This is a genomic window from Pseudomonas sp. zfem003 (genome assembly GCF_032621675.1).
Lineage (GTDB): Bacteria > Pseudomonadota > Gammaproteobacteria > Pseudomonadales > Pseudomonadaceae > Metapseudomonas > Metapseudomonas otitidis.
On record NZ_JAVYJG010000007.1, the window covers coordinates 361,908 to 380,829 of the forward strand.

The 18,922-nt window shown below is 62.9% G+C and carries 17 protein-coding genes; 12 read left to right on the forward strand and 5 right to left on the reverse strand.

Annotation, left to right across the window (positions count from 1 at the left end; translation table 11 throughout):
- Position 1: 1 nt before the first annotated feature.
- Positions 2 to 1,288, reverse strand: a complete 1,287-nt coding sequence (gene gltA / locus RTK35_RS18690; protein ID WP_044400187.1) for a citrate synthase — start codon at positions 1,286 to 1,288, stop codon at positions 2 to 4.
- Between the two features lie 361 nt (positions 1,289 to 1,649).
- Between gltA and sdhC the strand changes: the two genes are divergently transcribed.
- The 10 genes from sdhC (at position 1,650) to brnQ (ending at position 14,578) form a co-directional block, all read left to right on the forward strand.
- Positions 1,650 to 2,024: a succinate dehydrogenase, cytochrome b556 subunit gene (gene sdhC / locus RTK35_RS18695; protein ID WP_044400192.1), complete on the forward strand. Its 375-nt coding sequence runs from the start codon at positions 1,650 to 1,652 to the stop codon at positions 2,022 to 2,024.
- Positions 2,018 to 2,386: a succinate dehydrogenase, hydrophobic membrane anchor protein gene (gene sdhD, locus RTK35_RS18700; protein ID WP_044400195.1), complete on the forward strand. Its 369-nt coding sequence runs from the start codon at positions 2,018 to 2,020 to the stop codon at positions 2,384 to 2,386. The genes sdhC and sdhD overlap by 7 nt, the downstream gene beginning before the upstream one ends.
- Positions 2,387 to 2,389: 3 nt before the next feature.
- The gene (gene sdhA, locus RTK35_RS18705; protein WP_165671072.1) at positions 2,390 to 4,162 is read left to right on the forward strand and encodes a succinate dehydrogenase flavoprotein subunit; all 1,773 of its coding nucleotides are present in this window, start codon (positions 2,390 to 2,392) and stop codon (positions 4,160 to 4,162) included.
- An 11-nt stretch (positions 4,163 to 4,173) separates the two neighbouring features.
- Positions 4,174 to 4,890 carry a succinate dehydrogenase iron-sulfur subunit gene (locus RTK35_RS18710; RefSeq protein WP_044400201.1) on the forward strand — a complete coding sequence of 239 codons (717 nt, stop codon included), beginning with the start codon at positions 4,174 to 4,176 and terminating at the stop codon, positions 4,888 to 4,890.
- 246 nt (positions 4,891 to 5,136) lie between these two features.
- Positions 5,137 to 7,968 (forward strand): 2-oxoglutarate dehydrogenase E1 component, encoded by a 2,832-nt coding sequence (locus tag RTK35_RS18715; protein WP_182852304.1) that lies wholly within the window; start codon positions 5,137 to 5,139, stop codon positions 7,966 to 7,968.
- A gap of 42 nt (positions 7,969 to 8,010) precedes the next feature.
- On the forward strand, positions 8,011 to 9,237 hold the full coding sequence (gene odhB, locus RTK35_RS18720; RefSeq protein ID WP_182852305.1) for a 2-oxoglutarate dehydrogenase complex dihydrolipoyllysine-residue succinyltransferase: 1,227 nt from the start codon (positions 8,011 to 8,013) through the stop codon (positions 9,235 to 9,237).
- A 66-nt stretch (positions 9,238 to 9,303) separates the two neighbouring features.
- Complete coding sequence (lpdA, locus tag RTK35_RS18725; RefSeq protein WP_044400210.1) at positions 9,304 to 10,740, forward strand: dihydrolipoyl dehydrogenase; 1,437 nt, start codon at positions 9,304 to 9,306, stop codon at positions 10,738 to 10,740.
- Between the two features lie 188 nt (positions 10,741 to 10,928).
- The gene (gene sucC / locus RTK35_RS18730; protein ID WP_044400213.1) at positions 10,929 to 12,095 is read left to right on the forward strand and encodes an ADP-forming succinate--CoA ligase subunit beta; all 1,167 of its coding nucleotides are present in this window, start codon (positions 10,929 to 10,931) and stop codon (positions 12,093 to 12,095) included.
- Positions 12,095 to 12,982, forward strand: coding sequence for a succinate--CoA ligase subunit alpha (sucD, locus tag RTK35_RS18735; RefSeq protein ID WP_044400216.1), 888 nt, complete (start codon positions 12,095 to 12,097; stop codon positions 12,980 to 12,982). The genes sucC and sucD overlap by 1 nt, the downstream gene beginning before the upstream one ends.
- 282 nt (positions 12,983 to 13,264) lie before the next feature.
- A complete protein-coding gene (gene brnQ, locus RTK35_RS18740; protein ID WP_142008080.1) occupies positions 13,265 to 14,578 on the forward strand; it encodes a branched-chain amino acid transport system II carrier protein in 1,314 nt (437 codons plus the stop codon).
- Positions 14,579 to 14,632: 54 nt separating this feature from the next.
- On the opposite strand, the gene RTK35_RS18745 is transcribed toward brnQ, so the two are convergent.
- Complete coding sequence (locus RTK35_RS18745) at positions 14,633 to 14,896, reverse strand: hypothetical protein (RefSeq protein ID WP_236212488.1); 264 nt, start codon at positions 14,894 to 14,896, stop codon at positions 14,633 to 14,635.
- A 216-nt stretch (positions 14,897 to 15,112) separates the two neighbouring features.
- Between RTK35_RS18745 and RTK35_RS18750 the strand changes: the two genes are divergently transcribed.
- Both RTK35_RS18750 and RTK35_RS18755 read left to right on the forward strand, forming a co-directional pair.
- Positions 15,113 to 15,373 carry a hypothetical protein gene (locus RTK35_RS18750; RefSeq protein ID WP_236212489.1) on the forward strand — a complete coding sequence of 87 codons (261 nt, stop codon included), beginning with the start codon at positions 15,113 to 15,115 and terminating at the stop codon, positions 15,371 to 15,373.
- A 45-nt stretch (positions 15,374 to 15,418) separates the two neighbouring features.
- On the forward strand, positions 15,419 to 16,141 hold the full coding sequence (locus RTK35_RS18755; protein WP_316908694.1) for an amidotransferase: 723 nt from the start codon (positions 15,419 to 15,421) through the stop codon (positions 16,139 to 16,141).
- Between the two features lie 73 nt (positions 16,142 to 16,214).
- On the opposite strand, the gene RTK35_RS18760 is transcribed toward RTK35_RS18755, so the two are convergent.
- From RTK35_RS18760 to RTK35_RS18770, 3 genes are all read right to left on the reverse strand, one after another.
- Complete coding sequence (locus RTK35_RS18760) at positions 16,215 to 17,186, reverse strand: magnesium and cobalt transport protein CorA (RefSeq protein ID WP_182852309.1); 972 nt, start codon at positions 17,184 to 17,186, stop codon at positions 16,215 to 16,217.
- Positions 17,187 to 17,279: 93 nt separating this feature from the next.
- Positions 17,280 to 17,999 (reverse strand): 1-acylglycerol-3-phosphate O-acyltransferase, encoded by a 720-nt coding sequence (locus RTK35_RS18765; RefSeq protein ID WP_044400231.1) that lies wholly within the window; start codon positions 17,997 to 17,999, stop codon positions 17,280 to 17,282.
- Positions 18,000 to 18,074: 75 nt separating this feature from the next.
- Positions 18,075 to 18,908 (reverse strand): substrate-binding periplasmic protein, encoded by an 834-nt coding sequence (locus tag RTK35_RS18770; RefSeq protein ID WP_044400238.1) that lies wholly within the window; start codon positions 18,906 to 18,908, stop codon positions 18,075 to 18,077.
- Positions 18,909 to 18,922: the final 14 nt, after the last annotated feature.

Sequence of the window (18,922 nt, forward strand, 5' to 3'; positions counted from 1 at the left end):
CTTACTTGCGAGCGTTGAGCTCGACGTAGTCGCGCTGCTCCGGGCCGGTGTACAGCTGGCGCGGGCGGCCAATCTTGTACGGGCCGGAAAGCATTTCCTTCCAGTGGGAGATCCAGCCGACGGTGCGCGCCAGGGCGAAGATCACGGTGAACATACTGGTGGGAATGCCGATAGCCTTCAGGATGATGCCGGAGTAGAAGTCCACGTTCGGGTAGAGGTTGCGCTCCTTGAAGTAAGGATCGTTGCGCGCGATCTCTTCCAGCTTCATGGCCAGTTCAAGTTGCGGGTCGTTGATGCCCAGTTCGGCCAGTACTTCGTCGCAGGTCTGCTTCATGACCTTGGCGCGGGGGTCGAAGTTCTTGTAGACGCGGTGACCGAAGCCCATCAGCTTGAACGGATCGTTCTTGTCCTTGGCCTTGGCGACGTACTTCTCGATGTTGGACACATCACCGATCTCGTCCAGCATGGTCAGTACTGCTTCGTTGGCGCCGCCGTGTGCCGGGCCCCAGAGGGCGGCGATGCCGGCAGCGATGCAGGCGAACGGGTTGGCGCCGGAGGAACCGGCCAGGCGAACGGTGGAGGTGGAGGCGTTCTGCTCGTGGTCCGCATGCAGGATGAAGATGCGATCCATGGCCTTGGCCAGTACCGGGCTGATCGGTTTGATCTCGCACGGGGTGTTGAACATCATGTGCAGGAAGTTTTCCGCGTAGTTCAGGTCGTTACGCGGGTACATCATGGGCTGGCCCATGGAGTACTTATAGACCATGGCGGCGATGGTCGGCATCTTGGCGACCAGGCGGATCGCGGAGATCTCGCGGTGGTGCGGGTCGTTGATGTCCAGGGAGTCGTGGTAGAAGGCGGAGAGGGCGCCGACTACGCCGCACATGATGGCCATCGGGTGGGCATCACGGCGGAAGCCGTTGAAGAAGCTCTTGAGTTGCTCGTGCACCATGGTGTGATTCTTCACGGTGCTGACGAACTTGGCCTTTTCCTCTGCGCTGGGGAGTTCACCGTTCAGCAGGAGGTAGCAGGTCTCCAGGTAATCGGAGTTCTCGGCCAGTTGCTCGATGGGGTAGCCGCGGTGAAGCAGAATGCCCTTGTCGCCGTCGATGTAGGTGATCTTCGACTCGCAAGAGGCGGTAGACATAAAGCCAGGATCAAACGTGAAGCGCCCCGTGGAGGTCAGGCCCCGCACATCGATTACATCGGGACCTACGGTTCCGGACAGAACGGGCAGCTCGACGGGGGCTACGCCCTCGATGATCAACTGCGCTTTTTTGTCAGCCATAACGGCCTCCTATTTATGCTTGAAATCATCAGACAGCCCCCCACGCAGGGCCCGCACCACTATAGAGGTATAAATCCGAATGTCAATTTGGAGAAACCCATGTGGCAGGCGGGTTTGCGGGCATTTTTCAAGTAAAAAGGCGGCCTATTTACGCCTTTTATTTAGGGCGTGCAATCCGCTATTGGGTGGGGGGGATTGCGTTGTCATTAGTCAGCTAACTGTCTATACTCACGGCCCGACCTCAGGGGGCTTTGAAGGCCTGTAATCCGGAGGTTGGCACTCCCTTGGTGAGGGGTACCTGACCAGTGCACTTCCCGACAACTTGCCCTGATTGTTAGGGGCCTCAGTGTGAAAAAAAGCCGTGAATAGCCAACGACCTGTAAACCTAGATCTCAGGACCATCAAACTCCCGATCACAGCTTATACGTCCATTCTTCACCGCATCTCCGGCGTCATCCTCTTCATCGGCATCGCTGTGCTGCTTTATGCGCTCGGCAAGTCGCTTGAATCCGAGGCTGGCTTCGAGAGCGTGAAGGCGTGCCTGACCAGTCCGCTGGCCAAGCTTGTGATTTGGGGCCTGCTGTCCGCACTGCTCTATCACCTGGTGGCCGGCGTGCGCCACCTGGTAATGGACGCGGGTGTCGGTGAGACGCTCGAGGGCGGCAAGCGGGGCTCGAAAATCGTCATCGCAGTTTCGGCTGTGCTGATCATTCTCGCGGGGGTATGGGTATGGTAACCAACGTCACGAACTTCTCGCGTTCGGGTCTCTATGACTGGATGGCTCAGCGCGTTTCTGCAGTCGTTCTCGCGGCTTATTTCCTTTTCCTGCTGGGGTACCTCGTTGCTCACCCCGGACTGACCTTTGCCGATTGGCATGGTCTGTTCTCACAGAGCTGGATGCGCATTTTCAGTCTGCTCGGACTGGTCGCCCTGGGTGTTCATGCCTGGGTCGGCATGTGGACCATTTCCACTGACTACCTGACGCCGATGGCGCTGGGTCGTTGGGCGGTGGTCGTGCGTTTCCTGTTCCAGGCCGTTTGCGGTATGGCGATGTTCGCCTACTTCGTCTGGGGCGTTCAGATTCTGTGGGGTATCTGATCCATGGCTAACATTCGTACTCTTTCCTTCGATGCCATCATCGTCGGTGGTGGTGGTGCTGGCATGCGCGCTGCTCTGCAGCTGGCTCAGGGTGGTCACAAGACTGCCGTGGTGACCAAGGTCTTCCCGACCCGCTCCCATACCGTTTCCGCTCAAGGTGGCATCACCTGTGCCATCGCTTCGGCTGACCCGAACGACGATTGGCGCTGGCACATGTACGACACCGTCAAGGGCTCCGACTACATCGGTGACCAGGACGCTATCGAATACATGTGCTCCGTGGGGCCGGAGGCCGTGTTCGAGCTCGAGCACATGGGGCTGCCGTTCTCCCGTACCGAACAAGGTCGCATCTACCAGCGTCCGTTCGGCGGTCAGTCCAAGGACTTCGGCAAGGGCGGTCAGGCTGCTCGTACCTGCGCCGCAGCCGACCGTACCGGTCACGCGCTGCTGCACACCCTGTACCAGGCCAACCTGAAGAGCGGTACCTCGTTCCTCAACGAGTGGTATGCCGTTGACCTGGTGAAGAACCAGGACGGCGCCATCGTCGGCATCATCGCCATCTGCATCGAGACCGGCGAGACCGTCTACATCCGCTCCAAGGCCGTCGTGCTGGCCACCGGCGGTGCAGGTCGTATCTACGCTTCCACCACCAATGCCCTGATCAACACCGGTGACGGTGTCGGCATGGCCCTGCGCGCTGGCGTGCCGGTCCAGGACATCGAGATGTGGCAGTTCCACCCGACCGGTATTGCCGGCGCCGGCGTACTGGTGACCGAAGGTTGCCGTGGTGAAGGTGGTTACCTGATCAACGCCCATGGTGAGCGTTTCATGGAGCGTTACGCTCCGAACGCCAAGGACCTGGCAGGCCGCGATGTGGTTGCCCGCTCCATGGTCAAGGAAGTGATCGCCGGCAACGGCGTCGGCCCGAACAAGGACCACGTGCTGCTGAAGCTGGACCACCTCGGTGAGGAAGTCCTGCACAGTCGCCTGCCCGGCATCTGCGAACTGTCCAAGACCTTCGCGCACGTCGACCCCGTTGTTGCACCGATCCCGGTCATCCCGACCTGTCACTACATGATGGGCGGCGTTGCCACCAACATCCATGGCCAGGCCATTACCCAGGATGCCAACGGCAACGACACGATCATCGAAGGCCTGTTCGCGGTCGGCGAAGTCGCGTGCGTATCCGTGCATGGTGCCAACCGCCTGGGCGGCAACTCCCTGCTGGATCTCGTGGTCTTCGGTCGTGCAGCTGGCCTGCACCTCGAGAAGGCCCTCAAGGAAGGCATCGAGACCCGTGGCGCTAGCGACACCGACATCGAGCAATCCCTCAAACGTCTGGCTGGCGTCAACGAGCGTTCCAGCGGTGAAGAAGTCGCCCCGCTGAAGCGCGAACTGCAACAGTGCATGCAGAACTACTTCGGTGTGTTCCGCACCGGCGAATACATGCAGAAGGGCATCGCCCAACTCGCCGACCTGCGCGAGCGCATCGCCGGCGTCAAGATCAACGACAAGTCCCAGGCTTTCAACACTGCGCGCATCGAAGCGCTGGAGTTGCAGAACCTGCTGGAAGTCGCGGAAGCCACTGCCATCGCCGCCGAGGTCCGCAAGGAGTCCCGTGGTGCCCATGCCCGCGAAGACTTCGAGGATCGGGACGACGAGAACTGGCTGTGCCATACCCTGTACTTCCCGGGTGAGAAGCGCGTATCCAAGCGCGCCGTCAACTTCGCGCCGAAGACCGTTCCGGCCTTCGAACCCAAAGTACGTACCTATTAAGGGTGGCCGACATGTCCAACACTCTCACTGTCAGCGTCTATCGCTACAACCCGGAGAGCGACAGCGCTCCGACCATGCAGGACTTCCAGGTTGATACCGGCGGCAAGGACATCATGGTTCTCGATGTCCTGGCCCTGATCAAGGAAAAGGACGAGGGTTTCTCCTACCGTCGTTCCTGCCGTGAAGGCGTCTGCGGCTCCGATGGCATGAACATCAACGGCAAGAACGGCCTGGCCTGCATCACCCCGCTGTCCGCTGCCGGGCTGAAGGGCGGCAAGCTGGTGATCCGCCCGCTGCCGGGCCTGCCGGTCATTCGTGACCTCGTCGTCGACATGAGCATCTTCTACAAGCAGTACGAGAAGGTGAAACCCTTCCTGCAGAACGACACGCCCGCTCCGGCGATCGAGCGTCTGCAGTCCCCGGAACAGCGCGAGAAGCTGGACGGTCTGTACGAGTGCATCCTGTGTGCTTGCTGCTCGACCTCCTGCCCGTCGTTCTGGTGGAACCCCGACAAGTTCCTCGGTCCCGCTGCGCTGCTGCAGGCCTACCGTTTCCTGGCCGACAGCCGCGACACCAAGACCGAAGAGCGTCTGGCTGCCCTGGATGACCCGTTCAGCGTATTCCGCTGCCGCGGCATCATGAACTGCGTGAACGTCTGCCCCAAGGGCCTGAACCCCACCAAGGCTATCGGTCACGTACGCAACATGTTGCTGCAAAGCGGTACCTGATGCGTTACATGCTGTACCCGTAACACCTGCGGCGCCTTTCGGGGCGCCGCAGTACAACCAGGACCGACGCTCACAAAGCCGAAGTCCTTATTTGAAATGATATAGATGACCAGCAGGGGCAACCGGGCTGGTGCCCGGACTATCTGCGGGATCCTGAGTGGCTTTCATCCTGGTCGCCGTACCCGGAGTTGAGGCTGCGATGCCGATTCCACGCCGGTGGTGTCCCCTTACCGAGGGTGACCAAGCATGCAAGAAAGCGAAATGCAGCGCATGTGGAACAGCGCCCACCTATCCGGTGGCAACGCTGCATATGTGGAAGAGCTCTATGAGCTTTACCTGCACGATCCCAACGCTGTGCCAGAAGAGTGGCGCACCTACTTCCAGAAGTTGCCGTCCGACGGCAATGCAGCCACCGACGTATCGCATTCTACCGTTCGCGACCATTTCGTCCTGCTCGCCAAGAACCAGCGCCGCGCTCAGCCGGTTTCCGCTGGCAGCGTCAGCACCGAGCACGAGAAGAAGCAGGTTGAAGTCCTTCGCCTGATCCAGGCCTTCCGCATGCGCGGCCATCAGGCGGCCCAGCTCGACCCCCTTGGCCTCTGGCAGCGCAAGGCGCCGGCCGATCTGGCGATTAATCACTACGGCCTGACCGATGCCGATCTCGACACCACCTTCCGTACCGGTGAGCTTTACATCGGCAAGGAAGAGGCAACCCTGCGCGAGATCCACCAGGCCCTGCAGCAAACCTATTGCAGCACCTTCGGCGCCGAGTTCACCCACATCGTCGATTCCGAGCAGCGCAAGTGGTTCCAGCAGCGTCTGGAAAGCGTACGTGGTCGTCCGTCCTTCTCCCCTGAGGTCAAGAGCCACCTGCTCGAGCGCCTGACTGCGGCCGAAGGCCTGGAGAAGTACCTGGGCACCAAGTACCCGGGCACCAAGCGTTTCGGCCTGGAAGGTGGTGAAAGCCTCATTCCGATGCTCGACGAGATCATCCAGCGTTCCGGTGCATACGGTACCCAGGAGATCGTCATCGGCATGGCCCACCGAGGCCGCCTGAACGTACTGGTCAACACCTTCGGCAAGAACCCGCGCGACCTCTTCGACGAGTTCGAAGGCAAGAAGGTCGAGGGCCTGTCCTCCGGTGACGTGAAGTACCACCAGGGGTTCTCCTCCAACGTCATGACCGCTGGTGGCGAAGTTCACCTGGCCCTGGCGTTCAACCCCTCCCACCTGGAAATCGTTTCCCCGGTGGTGGAAGGTTCCGTTCGTGCCCGTCAGGATCGCCGCAAGGACAAGACTGGCGACAAGGTTCTGCCGATCTCCATCCACGGCGACGCCGCCTTCGCAGGCCAGGGCGTGGTGATGGAAACCTTCCAGATGTCGCAGACCCGTGGCTACCGCACTGGCGGCACGGTTCACATCGTCATCAACAACCAGGTCGGTTTCACCACCAGCCGCCAGGAAGATGCGCGCTCCACCGAGTACGCCACCGACGTCGCCAAGATGATCCAGGCGCCGATCTTCCACGTGAACGGTGATGACCCCGAAGCCGTCCTGTTCGTGACCCAGCTGGCCGTCGACTACCGCATGCAGTTCAAGCGCGACGTGGTGATCGACTTGGTCTGCTACCGTCGCCGTGGCCACAACGAGGCCGACGAGCCGTCCGGTACCCAGCCGCTGATGTACCAGCAGATCGCCAAGCAGCGCACCACCCGTGAGCTGTATGCCGATGCCCTGATCCAGGGTGGCGTGCTCGATGCTGAGCGCATCCAGGCCAAGATGGACGAGTACCGCACTGCGCTGGACAACGGCCAGCACGTGGTCAAGAGCCTGGTGAAGGAGCCCAACAAGGAGCTGTTCGTCGACTGGCGTCCATATCTGGGCCATGCCTGGACCGCTCGTCACGACACCCGTTTCGACCTGAAGACCCTGCAGGAACTCTCCGCCAAGCTGCTGGAGATCCCGGAAGGTTTCGTCGTCCAGCGCCAGGTCTCTAAGATCCTCGAAGACCGCCAGAAGATGGGCGCCGGCGGCTTGCCGATCAACTGGGGCTACGCCGAGACCATGGCCTACGCCACCCTGCTGTTCGAAGGCCACCCGGTTCGCATCACCGGCCAGGACGTGGGCCGCGGCACCTTCTCGCACCGCCACGCGGCGCTGCACAACCAGAAGGATGCCAGCACCTACCTGCCGCTGCAGAACCTGTTCGACGGCCAGCCGAGCTTCGAGCTGTACGACTCCTACCTCTCCGAGGAAGCCGTACTGGCGTTCGAATACGGCTACTCCACCACCACGCCCAACGCGCTGGTGATCTGGGAGGCCCAGTTCGGTGACTTCGCCAACGGCGCCCAGGTGGTGATCGACCAGTTCATCACCAGCGGCGAGCACAAGTGGGGCCGTCTGTGCGGCCTGACCATGCTGCTGCCGCACGGCTACGAAGGCCAGGGTCCTGAGCACTCCTCTGCGCGTCTGGAGCGCTACCTGCAGCTGTGCGCCGAGCACAACATTCAGGTTTGCGTGCCGACCACGCCGGCTCAGGTCTACCACATGCTGCGCCGCCAGGTGATTCGCCCGCTGCGCAAGCCGCTGGTTGCCCTTACGCCCAAGTCGCTGCTGCGTCACAAGCTGGCCATCTCCACCCTGGAAGATCTGGCCGAAGGCTCCTTCCAGACCGTCATCGGCGAGATCGATCCGATCGATCCGAAGAAGGTCGAGCGCCTCGTGCTCTGCAGCGGCAAGGTCTACTACGACCTGCTGGAGAAGCGTCGCACCGAAGGCCGCGAGGACATCGCGATCGTGCGTATCGAGCAGCTGTATCCGTTCCCGGAAGACGACCTGGCTGAGGTTCTGGCTGCCTACAAGAACCTCAAGCACATCGTCTGGTGCCAGGAAGAGCCCATGAACCAGGGCGCCTGGTACTGCAGCCAGCACCATATGCGTCGTGTGGCCAGCGCCCACAAGAAAGGCCTGTTCCTTGAGTACGCCGGGCGTGATGCCTCGGCCTCTCCGGCCTGTGGCTACGCCTCCATGCACGCCGAGCAGCAGGAAAAACTGCTGCAGGACGCCTTTACTGTTTAACGCCTTCGCGCAGAAAACCGAATCAGACAGGAAAAACACACAATGGCTATCGAGATCAAAGCCCCAACCTTCCCGGAATCGGTCGCCGACGGCACCGTGGCCACCTGGCACAAGAAGCCGGGCGATGCCGTCAAGCGTGACGAGCTGATCGTCGACATCGAGACCGACAAAGTCGTAATGGAAGTGCTGGCCGAGGCCGACGGCGTACTGGCAGAAATCGTCAAGAACGAGGGCGACACCGTTCTCAGTGGCGAACTGCTGGGCAAACTGAACGAAGGCGGCGCTGCTGCTGCCGCCCCGGCCGCCGCTGCTGCCCCGGCTCCGGCCGCTCAGGCTGCTGCCCCCGCTGCTGCTGCTGGTGACGACGCGATCCTGTCCCCGGCCGCTCGCAAGCTGGCCGAGGAAAACGGCATCGACCCGAACAGCATCGCCGGCACCGGCAAAGGTGGCCGCGTGACCAAGGAAGACGTGGTTGCCGCTGTCGAGGCGAAGAAGAACGCCCCGGCCGCTCCGGCTGCCAAACCGGCTGCTCCGGCCGCCGAGGCGCCGGTATTCGCTGCGGGTGACCGCGTCGAGAAGCGCGTCCCGATGACCCGCCTGCGCGCCAAGGTTGCCGAGCGTCTGGTCGAAGCCCAGTCCACCATGGCCATGCTGACCACCTTCAACGAAGTCGACATGACCGAAGTCATGGCCCTGCGTTCGAAGTACAAGGACCTGTTCGAGAAGACCCACAACGGCGTTCGCCTGGGCTTCATGTCCTTCTTCGTCAAGGCGTCCGTCGAAGCGCTGAAGCGCTTCCCGGCTGTCAACGCCTCCATCGACGGCAACGACATCGTCTACCACGGCTACCAGGACATCGGCGTTGCCGTTTCCAGCGACCGTGGCCTGGTGGTTCCGGTCCTGCGCAACGCCGAGCTGATGAGCCTGGCCGAAGTCGAGAACGGCATCGCCACCTTCGGCAAGAAGGCCCGTGAGGGCAAGCTGTCCATCGACGAGATGACCGGTGGCACCTTCACCATCACCAACGGCGGTACCTTCGGTTCGATGATGTCGACCCCGATCGTCAACCCGCCGCAGGCCGCCATCCTCGGCATGCACAACATCATCCAGCGCCCCATGGCGATCAACGGCCAGGTTGTGATCCGGCCGATGATGTACCTGGCTCTGTCCTACGATCACCGTCTGATCGATGGCAAGGAAGCCGTCAGCTTCCTGGTGACCATCAAGAACCTGCTGGAAGACCCGGCTCGTCTGCTGCTGGACATCTGATCGGCGATCTCTCCAAACGGCGGCCCCGCAAGGGGCCGTCCGGTTTCATACGAGAAGGAATGAGTTATGACCCAGAAATTCGACGTGGTAGTGATTGGTGCGGGCCCTGGCGGTTACGTGGCAGCCATCAAGGCGGCCCAACTCGGCCTGAAGACCGCCTGCATCGAGAAGTACCAGGGTAAGGACGGCAAGACCGCGCTGGGCGGTACCTGCCTGAACGTCGGCTGCATCCCGTCGAAGGCGCTGCTGGACAGCTCGTACAAGTACCACGAGGCCCATGAGGCCTTCAAAGTGCATGGTATCGAAGCCAAGGGCGTCTCCATCGACGTGCCGACCATGGTTGGTCGCAAGGACACCATCGTCAAGAACCTGACCGGCGGTGTCAGCACCCTGTTCAAGGCCAACGGCGTCACCCTGCTGGAAGGCCACGGCAAGCTGCTGGCCAACAAGCAGGTCGAGGTCACCGGTCTGGATGGCAAGGTCCAGGTCGTCGAGGCCGAGAACGTGATCCTCGCCTCCGGCTCCAAGCCGGTCGAGATTCCCCCGGCCCCGGTTGACCAGGACGTCATCGTCGACTCCACCGGCGCGCTGGACTTCCAGTCCGTACCGAAGAAGCTGGGCGTGATCGGCGCTGGCGTCATCGGTCTGGAGCTGGGCTCCGTCTGGGCCCGCCTGGGCGCTGAAGTGACCGTCATCGAAGCCCTGGACAAGTTCCTGCCGGCCGCCGACGAGCAGATCGCCAAGGAAGCCCTGAAGATCCTGACCAAGCAGGGCCTGAAGATTCGCCTGGGCGCCCGCGTGACCGGCACCGACGTGAAGAAGAAGCAGGTCACTGTCAGCTTCACCGACGCCAACGGCGAGCAGAAGGAAGTCTTCGACAAGCTGATCGTCGCGGTCGGCCGTCGCCCGGTGACCACCGACCTGCTGGCCGCTGACAGCGGCGTCACCCTCGATGAGCGTGGCTACATCTACGTCGACGACCACTGCAAGACCAGCGTCCCTGGCGTCTACGCCATCGGTGACGTGGTACGTGGCGCCATGCTGGCTCACAAGGCCTCGGAAGAGGGCATCATGGTTGCCGAGCGCATCGCAGGCCACAAAGCCCAGATGAACTACGACCTGATCCCGTCCGTGATCTACACCCACCCGGAAATCGCATGGGTCGGCAAGACCGAGCAGTCCCTGAAGGCCGAAGGCGTCGAGATCAACGTCGGCACCTTCCCCTTCGCCGCCAGTGGCCGTGCCATGGCTGCCAATGACACTGCCGGCCTGGTCAAGGTCATCGCCGATGCCAAGACCGACCGCGTCCTGGGCGTCCACGTGATCGGCCCGAGCGCTGCCGAGCTGGTCCAGCAGGGCGCCATCGGCATGGAGTTCGGCACCAGTGCCGAAGACCTGGGCATGATGGTCTTCTCGCACCCGACCTTGTCCGAAGCGCTCCACGAAGCGGCCCTGGCCGTCAACGGTCACGCGATCCACATCGCCAACCGCAAGAAGCGCTGAGCACTATCCCCGGGGAGGGCGCGCGCGACCTTCCCGGGGCAGCAGAACCACGGTGGGCAGCCCGTCGTGAACGCCTCGGGTGTTCACCGCGGAACGCTCGCCGGACTGCCCCAGGGCAGTCACAGGTGGCGCGGCACCACGAATGCAGCGCCGAATGCGCAATACCCAAACGAAGACGGTAGACAAGCATGAATCTCCACGAATATCAGGGTAAGCAGCTGTTCGCTGAATACGGCCTGCCCGTATCCAAGGGCTTTGCCGTAGACACCCCGGAAGAAGCCGCTGAAGCCTGCGACAAGATCGGTGGCAGCGAATGGGTCGTGAAGGCCCAGGTCCACGCCGGTGGCCGCGGTAAAGCGGGCGGCGTGAAGCTGGTCAAGAGCAAGGAAGACGCCAAGGCCTTCGCCGCCAACTGGCTGGGCAAGCGCCTGGTGACCTACCAGACTGACGCCAATGGTCAGCCGGTCAGCAAGATCCTGGTCGAGTCCTGCACCGATATCGCCAAGGAACTGTACCTGGGCGCCGTGGTAGACCGTTCCAGCCGCCGCATCGTGTTCATGGCCTCCACCGAAGGTGGCGTGGACATCGAGAAAGTAGCCCACGAGACTCCCGAGAAGATCCTCAAGGCCACCATCGATCCGCTGGTTGGCGCTCAGCCCTACCAGGGTCGCGAGCTGGCCTTCCAACTGGGCCTGCAAGGCGACCAGATCAAGCAGTTCACCCACATCTTCGTGAACCTGGCCAAGCTGTTCCAGGACTACGACCTGGCCCTGCTGGAAGTGAACCCGCTGGTCATCAAGGCCGACGGCAACCTGCACTGCCTGGACGCCAAGATCAACATCGACAGCAACGCCATGTACCGTCAGCCCAAGCTGCGCGCCATGCACGACCCGTCCCAGGACGACGCTCGTGAAGCCCATGCGCAGAAGTGGGAACTGAACTACGTCGCGCTGGAAGGCAACATCGGCTGCATGGTCAACGGCGCTGGCCTGGCCATGGGCACCATGGACATCGTCAACCTGCACGGTGGCAAGCCTGCCAACTTCCTCGACGTCGGCGGCGGCGCAACCAAAGAGCGCGTCACCGAGGCCTTCAAGATCATCCTGTCCGACAGCAACGTCGCTGCCGTACTGGTGAACATCTTCGGCGGTATCGTTCGTTGCGACATGATTGCCGAAGGCATCATCGGTGCAGTGAAGGAAGTCGGCGTGAAGATCCCGGTGGTCGTCCGTCTGGAAGGCAACAACGCCGAGCTCGGCGCCAAGGTACTGGCCGAGAGCGGTCTGAACATCATCGCGGCGACCAGCCTGACCGACGCTGCCCAGCAGGTCGTCAAGGCCGCGGAGGGTAAGTAATGAGCGTCCTGATCAATAAAGACACCAAAGTAATCTGCCAGGGCTTCACCGGCTCGCAGGGTACCTTCCACTCCGAACAAGCCATCGCCTACGGCACCAAGATGGTTGGCGGCGTGACCCCCGGCAAGGGCGGCACCACCCACCTCGGCCTGCCGGTGTTCAACACCGTCAAGGAAGCCGTGGAAGCCACCGGCGCCGATGCTTCGGTGATCTACGTTCCGGCCCCGTTCTGCAAGGACTCCATCCTTGAAGCAGCCTTCGGCGGCATCAAGCTGATCGTCTGCATCACCGAAGGCATCCCGACCATCGACATGCTGGAAGCCAAGGTCAAGTGCGACGAACTGGGCGTACGCCTGATCGGCCCGAACTGCCCCGGCGTCATCACCCCCGGCGAGTGCAAGATCGGCATCATGCCCGGTCACATCCACCTGCCGGGCAAGGTCGGCATCGTGTCCCGTTCGGGCACCCTGACCTATGAAGCCGTGAAGCAGACCACCGACGCCGGTTTCGGCCAGTCCACCTGCGTGGGCATCGGTGGCGACCCGATCCCGGGCTCCAACTTCATCGACATCCTGAAGCTGTTCCAGGAAGACCCGAAGACCGAAGCGATCGTCATGATCGGTGAGATCGGCGGTTCCGCTGAAGAAGAAGCTGCTGCCTACATCAAGGCCAACGTGACCAAGCCGGTGGTGTCCTACATCGCTGGTGTCACCGCACCGCCCGGCAAGCGCATGGGCCACGCCGGCGCCATCATCTCCGGCGGCAAGGGCACTGCGGACGAGAAGTTCGCCGCCCTGCAGGACGCTGGTGTGAAGACCGTGCGTTCCCTGGCCGACATCGGCAAGGCCCTGGCCGAGCTGACTGGCTGGGAAGTCAAGAACGCCTGAGCGTGATTGACTGATGGCGAAGGCCACCCTCGGGTGGCCTTCGTTTTTTCTGTCGCAATGTAGCCATGGCGACAACCGATTACAGCAAGCCGACAGCCTGACCTGCATCAGTGCCGCAAAACCGTCGGATTCGCTAGGCTTGCGACCTTCCTGCGCATGAACCCCAAAAGGGGGAGGGCGCGCATTAGTAGTGGTTTGCCCCAAACGGGCGGATGACGGTTCCCCTCACCCAAAGGGAAGCCCCCTCGGAACAATGAATTTCGACTCGTGGTATCCCTCTCTATGACTCGTTTGAAAGGCTCGGACCTCCTGGCCCTCGGCTTCATGACATTTGCGCTCTTCCTGGGCGCCGGCAACATCATCTTCCCCCCCAGCGCCGGCATGGCGGCAGGCGAGAACGTCTGGTTCGCTGCGATGGGCTTTCTGCTGACCGGCGTCGGCCTGCCACTGCTGACCGTCATTGCCCTGGCGCGGGTAGGTGGCGGCATGGATCGCCTGACCTCGCCCCTGGGCAAGGTGGCAGGGCTTCTGTTGGCCATTGCCGTGTACCTGGCCATAGGGCCGCTGTTCGCGACGCCGCGTACCGCTGTCGTCTCCTTCGAAATGGGCGTTGCCCCCTTCACCGGTGACAACCCCACGGCGCTGGCCCTCTATTCCTTGGTCTATTTCGCCTTCGCGCTGTTCCTCGCGCTCAACCCCGGGCGGCTGGTGGACAGCATTGGCAAGTTCATCACCCCGGTGCTGTTGTCGGCACTTCTGGTCCTGGGCGGTGCGGCGCTGTTCGCACCGGCGGGCGACATCGGTGCCAGCAACGACGCCTACGCCAAGGCCCCCTTCGTCGAGGGCTTCCTGCAGGGCTACCTGACCATGGACACCCTGGGCGCGCTGGTATTCGGCATCGTGATCGCCACGGCGATCCACGACCGTGGCATCTCCGAGCCGCGCCTGGTCACCCGTTACTCGGTGATCGCCGGCAGCATCGCTGCAATCGGCCTTTCCCTGGTCTACCTCACGCTGTTCTACCTCGGCGCCACCAGCCAGGGCATTGCCGGCGAGGCGCAGAACGGTGTGCAGATTCTCACGGCCTATGTGCAGCACACCTTCGGGACCGCCGGTAGCCTGCTGCTGGCCCTGGTCATCACCCTGGCGTGCCTCACCACGGCCGTTGGCCTGCTTACGGCCTGTGGCGAGTTCTTCAGCGGCTTCCTGCCGTTCTCCTACCGCACGGTGGTCATCATCCTCGGCGTCTTTAGCCTGGTCGTCGCCAACCAGGGCCTGACACAGCTGATCAGCCTGTCGGTGCCGGTACTGGTAGGGCTCTACCCCCTGGCCATCGTGTTGGTTGCCTTGAGCCTGGCATCGAGCCTGTGGGTCGACGCCCGTCGGATCTTCATCCCCACCATGGGCGTCGCCTTGGTGTTCGGTGTGCTGGACGGTATCGGTGCAGCCGGCTTCAAGAGCTGGATACCTGGTTTCGTCGCGCAACTGCCGCTGGCAGATCAGAGCCTCGGCTGGTTGCTGCCGGTACTGGCAGTCCTTTTGGTCGCCGCTGTGCTGGATCGACTGCTGGGGGCCAAGGCACCACAAGTCGCCTGAGGTTCGTAGCCAAAAGAGACCGCCCACCGGGCGGTCTTTTCGTTTCCGGGGGCTTCAGAGCTTGCCTTCACAACCTCGCAGTGAGGTGCGCTCGAAGCGCTCTGGCAACCAGCTGGTGCGTTTCAGGGGCGGGCTCTCGAGTCCCTGGCGGGTGTCTCGCTCGTTACTGCCCTGTCGGGCGATCTCCTGGCGTGTCTCCAGGTTCTGGGCCACCGCGCCTGCCGAGCCGTGCGCATGGCCGAGCAGCGTAAAGCCGTTGGTCATCAATGCCAGTGCCGCCAGTGCGAGCAGGCGGCGCCTTGAGCGCTGCTGTTCCATGGCCACCTCAGCTTCGCCTTGCGGGGGGCGACAGGGGATGCGGATCGCTCAGCAACAGAGTCGGAACGGCCTGTGCCAGGCGTTCTCCCCAGCCGGCCTGCGGCAGCACCGGCCGCGCCTGGCTGAAGCTGCCGCTCAGCACCAGAACGATGGTCACCACGATGGCCCAGGCTGGCCAGCGCGCCGTTGCGTGCGTAAGTGAGCGGGGAGGGGGTCATGGCTGCGATCCGTCATCGGGTTGGGGTGACCCAGAATCGCCAATACGGATTCGATGGAAAAACGCTCCCTGAGCATTTCAACTATCGACATGGGCGATATCACCGCCACGAGCGTCAAATTTTATTGACGATGCTGGCGCAGTGTCATGCCAGCTCCGTCGTGGCAGGTTGCAATTTCCGTCCCGAATTTCAGGCGCTTCGGCAACACGAGCAGGCCTTGCGAAGCGGCGCTATTTCAAAGCGCGGAGGCTTGTGTTAAATAAATCGCACACAAGGTGCCTTACCCAAGCTTCAGGACAATTTCATGCCCCTACGCATCTGCATTCTGGAAACCGACATCCTTCGCCCTGAGCTCGTCGACGAGTACAAGGGCTACGGCAAGATGTTCGAACAGCTCTTCGCCAAGCAGCCCATCGAGGCCGAGTTCGTCACCTACAACGTGGTGGAAGGCCATTACCCGGCTGCCGGCGAGCGCTTCGATGCCTACCTGGTCACCGGCAGCAAGGCCGACTCCTTCGGCGACGATCCCTGGATCCAGACCCTGCGCACCTACCTGCTGGAGCGCTACAAGGCTGGCGACAAACTGCTCGGTATCTGCTTCGGCCACCAGTTGCTGGCCCTGCTGCTGGGCGGCAAGACCGAGCGCGCCACCCAAGGCTGGGGCGTTGGTACCCATGCTTATCGCGTCGAGAAACAGCCGGAGTGGATGAGTCCGGCGCTGGACGAGCTGACCCTGCTGATCAGCCACCAGGATCAGGTTACCCGCCTGCCTGAGAACGCCACCCTCATCGCCTCCAGCGAGTTCTGCCCCAATGCCGCCTACGCCATTGGCGAGCAGGTGCTGTGCTTCCAGGGGCACCCGGAGTTCGTTCACGACTACTCTCGTGCCTTGCTCAACATCCGCCAGCAGGCCCTGGGCGACCAGGTGTACGGCCAGGGCATCGCCAGCCTCGAGCGCGACCACCAGGGCACGGCAGTGGCCGAGTGGATGATGCGCTTCGTGGCCAAAGGCCGCAGCGCTGCCTGAGCCTCCTCTCGCGCACGCACACGAACCGATGCCCGCACCAGCGGGCATCGGTTTTTTCAGGCCTGGGAAAGGGCTAGAGCCAGCCGGAGCGCTTGAAGCTGGCGAACAGGGCCGTGCAGCCCGTGGCGATGAAGCCCAGCACGCCGAAGTAGCCGTAGTGCCAGGTCAGCTCCGGCATGTTCTGGAAGTTCATCCCATAGATGCCCGCCACGGCGGTGGGGAACGCCAGGATTGCTGCCCAGGCGGCGAACTTGCGCTGCACCACGCTCTGGCGCGAGGACTCCAGCAGCAAGCCGATCTCGATGGCGTGGTCCGCCATCTCCCGCAGACCGGTAAGGTCTTCCAGCAGGCGACTCACGTGGATGGCGATGTCGCGGAAGTAGGGGCGCATGTTCTTGTCGATGAAAGGGAAGTCCAGGCGCTGCAGCTCCTGGCAGATTTCCGCCAGCGGGCCGATGTAGCGGCGCAGGCGCAGCAGGTCGCGGCGCAGTCCCTGGATGTGCACCACATCGGCCTGGGTCAGCGGGCATTCCAGCACCCGCAGTTCCAGCGCTTCCAGATCGGCATGGTAGGTGTCGATCAGCGGCCGGTAGTTCTCGATCACGAAGGCCAGCAGCGCGTAGAGAACGAAGTCCTCGCCGTGCTCCAGCAGCAGCGGACGGGCCTCGCAACGCTGGCGGACCTGGGAGTAGGGCGCCGACTCGCCATAACGCGCGCTGATCACATAGCCGTTGCCGGCGAACAGCTGGGTTTCGATGAACACCAGCTGGCCGTTTTCCTTCACGGGGGAATAGAGCACCAGGAACAGCGCATCGCCGAAGGTTTCCAGCTTGGGGCGGGTGTGGCGCTGCAGGGCGTCTTCCAGCGCCAGTTCGTGCAGGCCGAACTGCCGCTGGAGCGTGGTCAGTTCCTCGGGGCCCGGGTCATGCAGGCCGATCCAGACGAAGTGGCCGGGCTTTCTCGCCCATTCGAGCCCCTCGTCGAGGCTGATGTTGGCAACGCGCTTGCCTTTGGAGTAGACGGCGGCAGCGACCACATGACCCATGTAAGTGTTCCTGTGCGACTGGAGAGTGGGGCGAGCTTAACCCGCCCGGCGCATCAGCGGGGCGCCACGTTGCCCAGGGCCACGTGGGCGCTATCAGTCGGTTGCCAGTTCGCGGTCCATGCCCTCGATGCAGTCGAGCATGCGCTGGCGGCACTCCTCCATCAGCGCGGGCATGTCGTCGAGTGTCAGGCCGGCCGTGGGGATGGCCGGCAGCGCACGGATCAGCACCCGGCCACTGTTCCAACTGTTCAGCCGCAGTTGACGGACGTAGTTGCTGACGCACACCGGGATGATCGGCACACCTGCATTGATGGCCATCTGGAACGCTCCGCGCTTGAACGGCAGCAGGCGCTCGCCCTGGTTGCGGGTGCCTTCGGGGAAGACCCAGATGGAGGTGTCGCGATTGCGCAGCGTTTCGGTGGTGGTGACCATCGCGTCGCGGGCGCGGCGGGCGTTGCCCCGGTCGATCAGCACGTTGCCGGCCAGCCAGTAGAGTTGGCCGAAGAAGGGAATCCACTTCAGGCTCTTCTTGCCGATGCTGACGGTACGTGGCGGTACCACCCGGCCCAGCACGTAGAGGTCGAAGTTGGACTGGTGGTTGGCGATGATCACGCAGGGGTGGTCCCGGGTCAGCGTGCTGACCTCGGCCTTGAGCTTCAAGCGCATGATGCACAGGCCTGGCAGCCCGTAGAGGCGAGCGCACAGGCGGCTGTTGTCGGGGTTGAACGGGCGGCACAGGCCCAGCAGCAGACCGGCGACGCCGGCGATGATGAAATGCACGCCCATCAGGACCATGCGCAGGAGAAAAAGCATCGGGCTCGCTCGATCAGGTAAAAGGCGCGCAGTGTACGGGTGTGCACTTTTGCCTGCAATCGCAGGTCACCGGGGTCAATGGCCGCGCCCCGGCGTGGGCAGCTCGGGCTCCAGTGCGCTGTATTCCCGCACCAGCCGAGCCACCGTGCCGTCGTCCATCACTTCGCCCAGCGCGGTATTGAAGTGCTGGATGAAATCGGCCCGGTACGGATAGGCCTCGGTGTTCAGGCGGGAGAACCCCAGGTGGCCATGCTCGGTGGACAGCGTCGGGCCCTCCACCAGGCGGCTGGCCTCGTCATGGCTCAGACTGCCGTCGCGGACCATGCGCTGCAGCTCCCAGAGGATCGACAGCCGGTCGTTGATGTACACGTCGGTGCGCTGGTGCAGCAGTTTCAGCAGGTTGGTGCGGTTGTCGCGGGCGTAGGACTGGTCGATCACCCCGGACTCCACCATGTCGCGGTAGCGCACGTCGTCCACCGTGACGAAGCCGCTGTTCAGGCCCACCCGCAACCCGGCATAGGCCCTGGGGAAGTCCTCGAAGTGGCGCTTGCCCGCCAGGCCCGGGCGGATGAACACCGCCAGGCGCTCCTCCAGGATCGGCCGGGAATATTCCATCCACGGCCGTTCTTCAGGCCTGTAGTAGGGCGGGTAGAGGGCGAAGGCGCTGCCCTTGGCGATCTCCGCCAGGCCACGGGGCCAGGGGAGGGGACGGATGGACACGTGGTACTCCGGCATGCGCTTGAACACGCTGCGCAGGATGTCGGTGTATAGGCCCCGGGCCTCGCCGTTCTCCTCGTAGCTGTAGGGCGGGTAGCCGGAATCGCAAAGGATGGTGACCTCGATGGGATCGGCCTCCGCGCGCCCCAGCAACAGGGCGCAGGCGAAGGCGAGGCGCAGGAGCATACGCATGGCGGCCTCCGGAA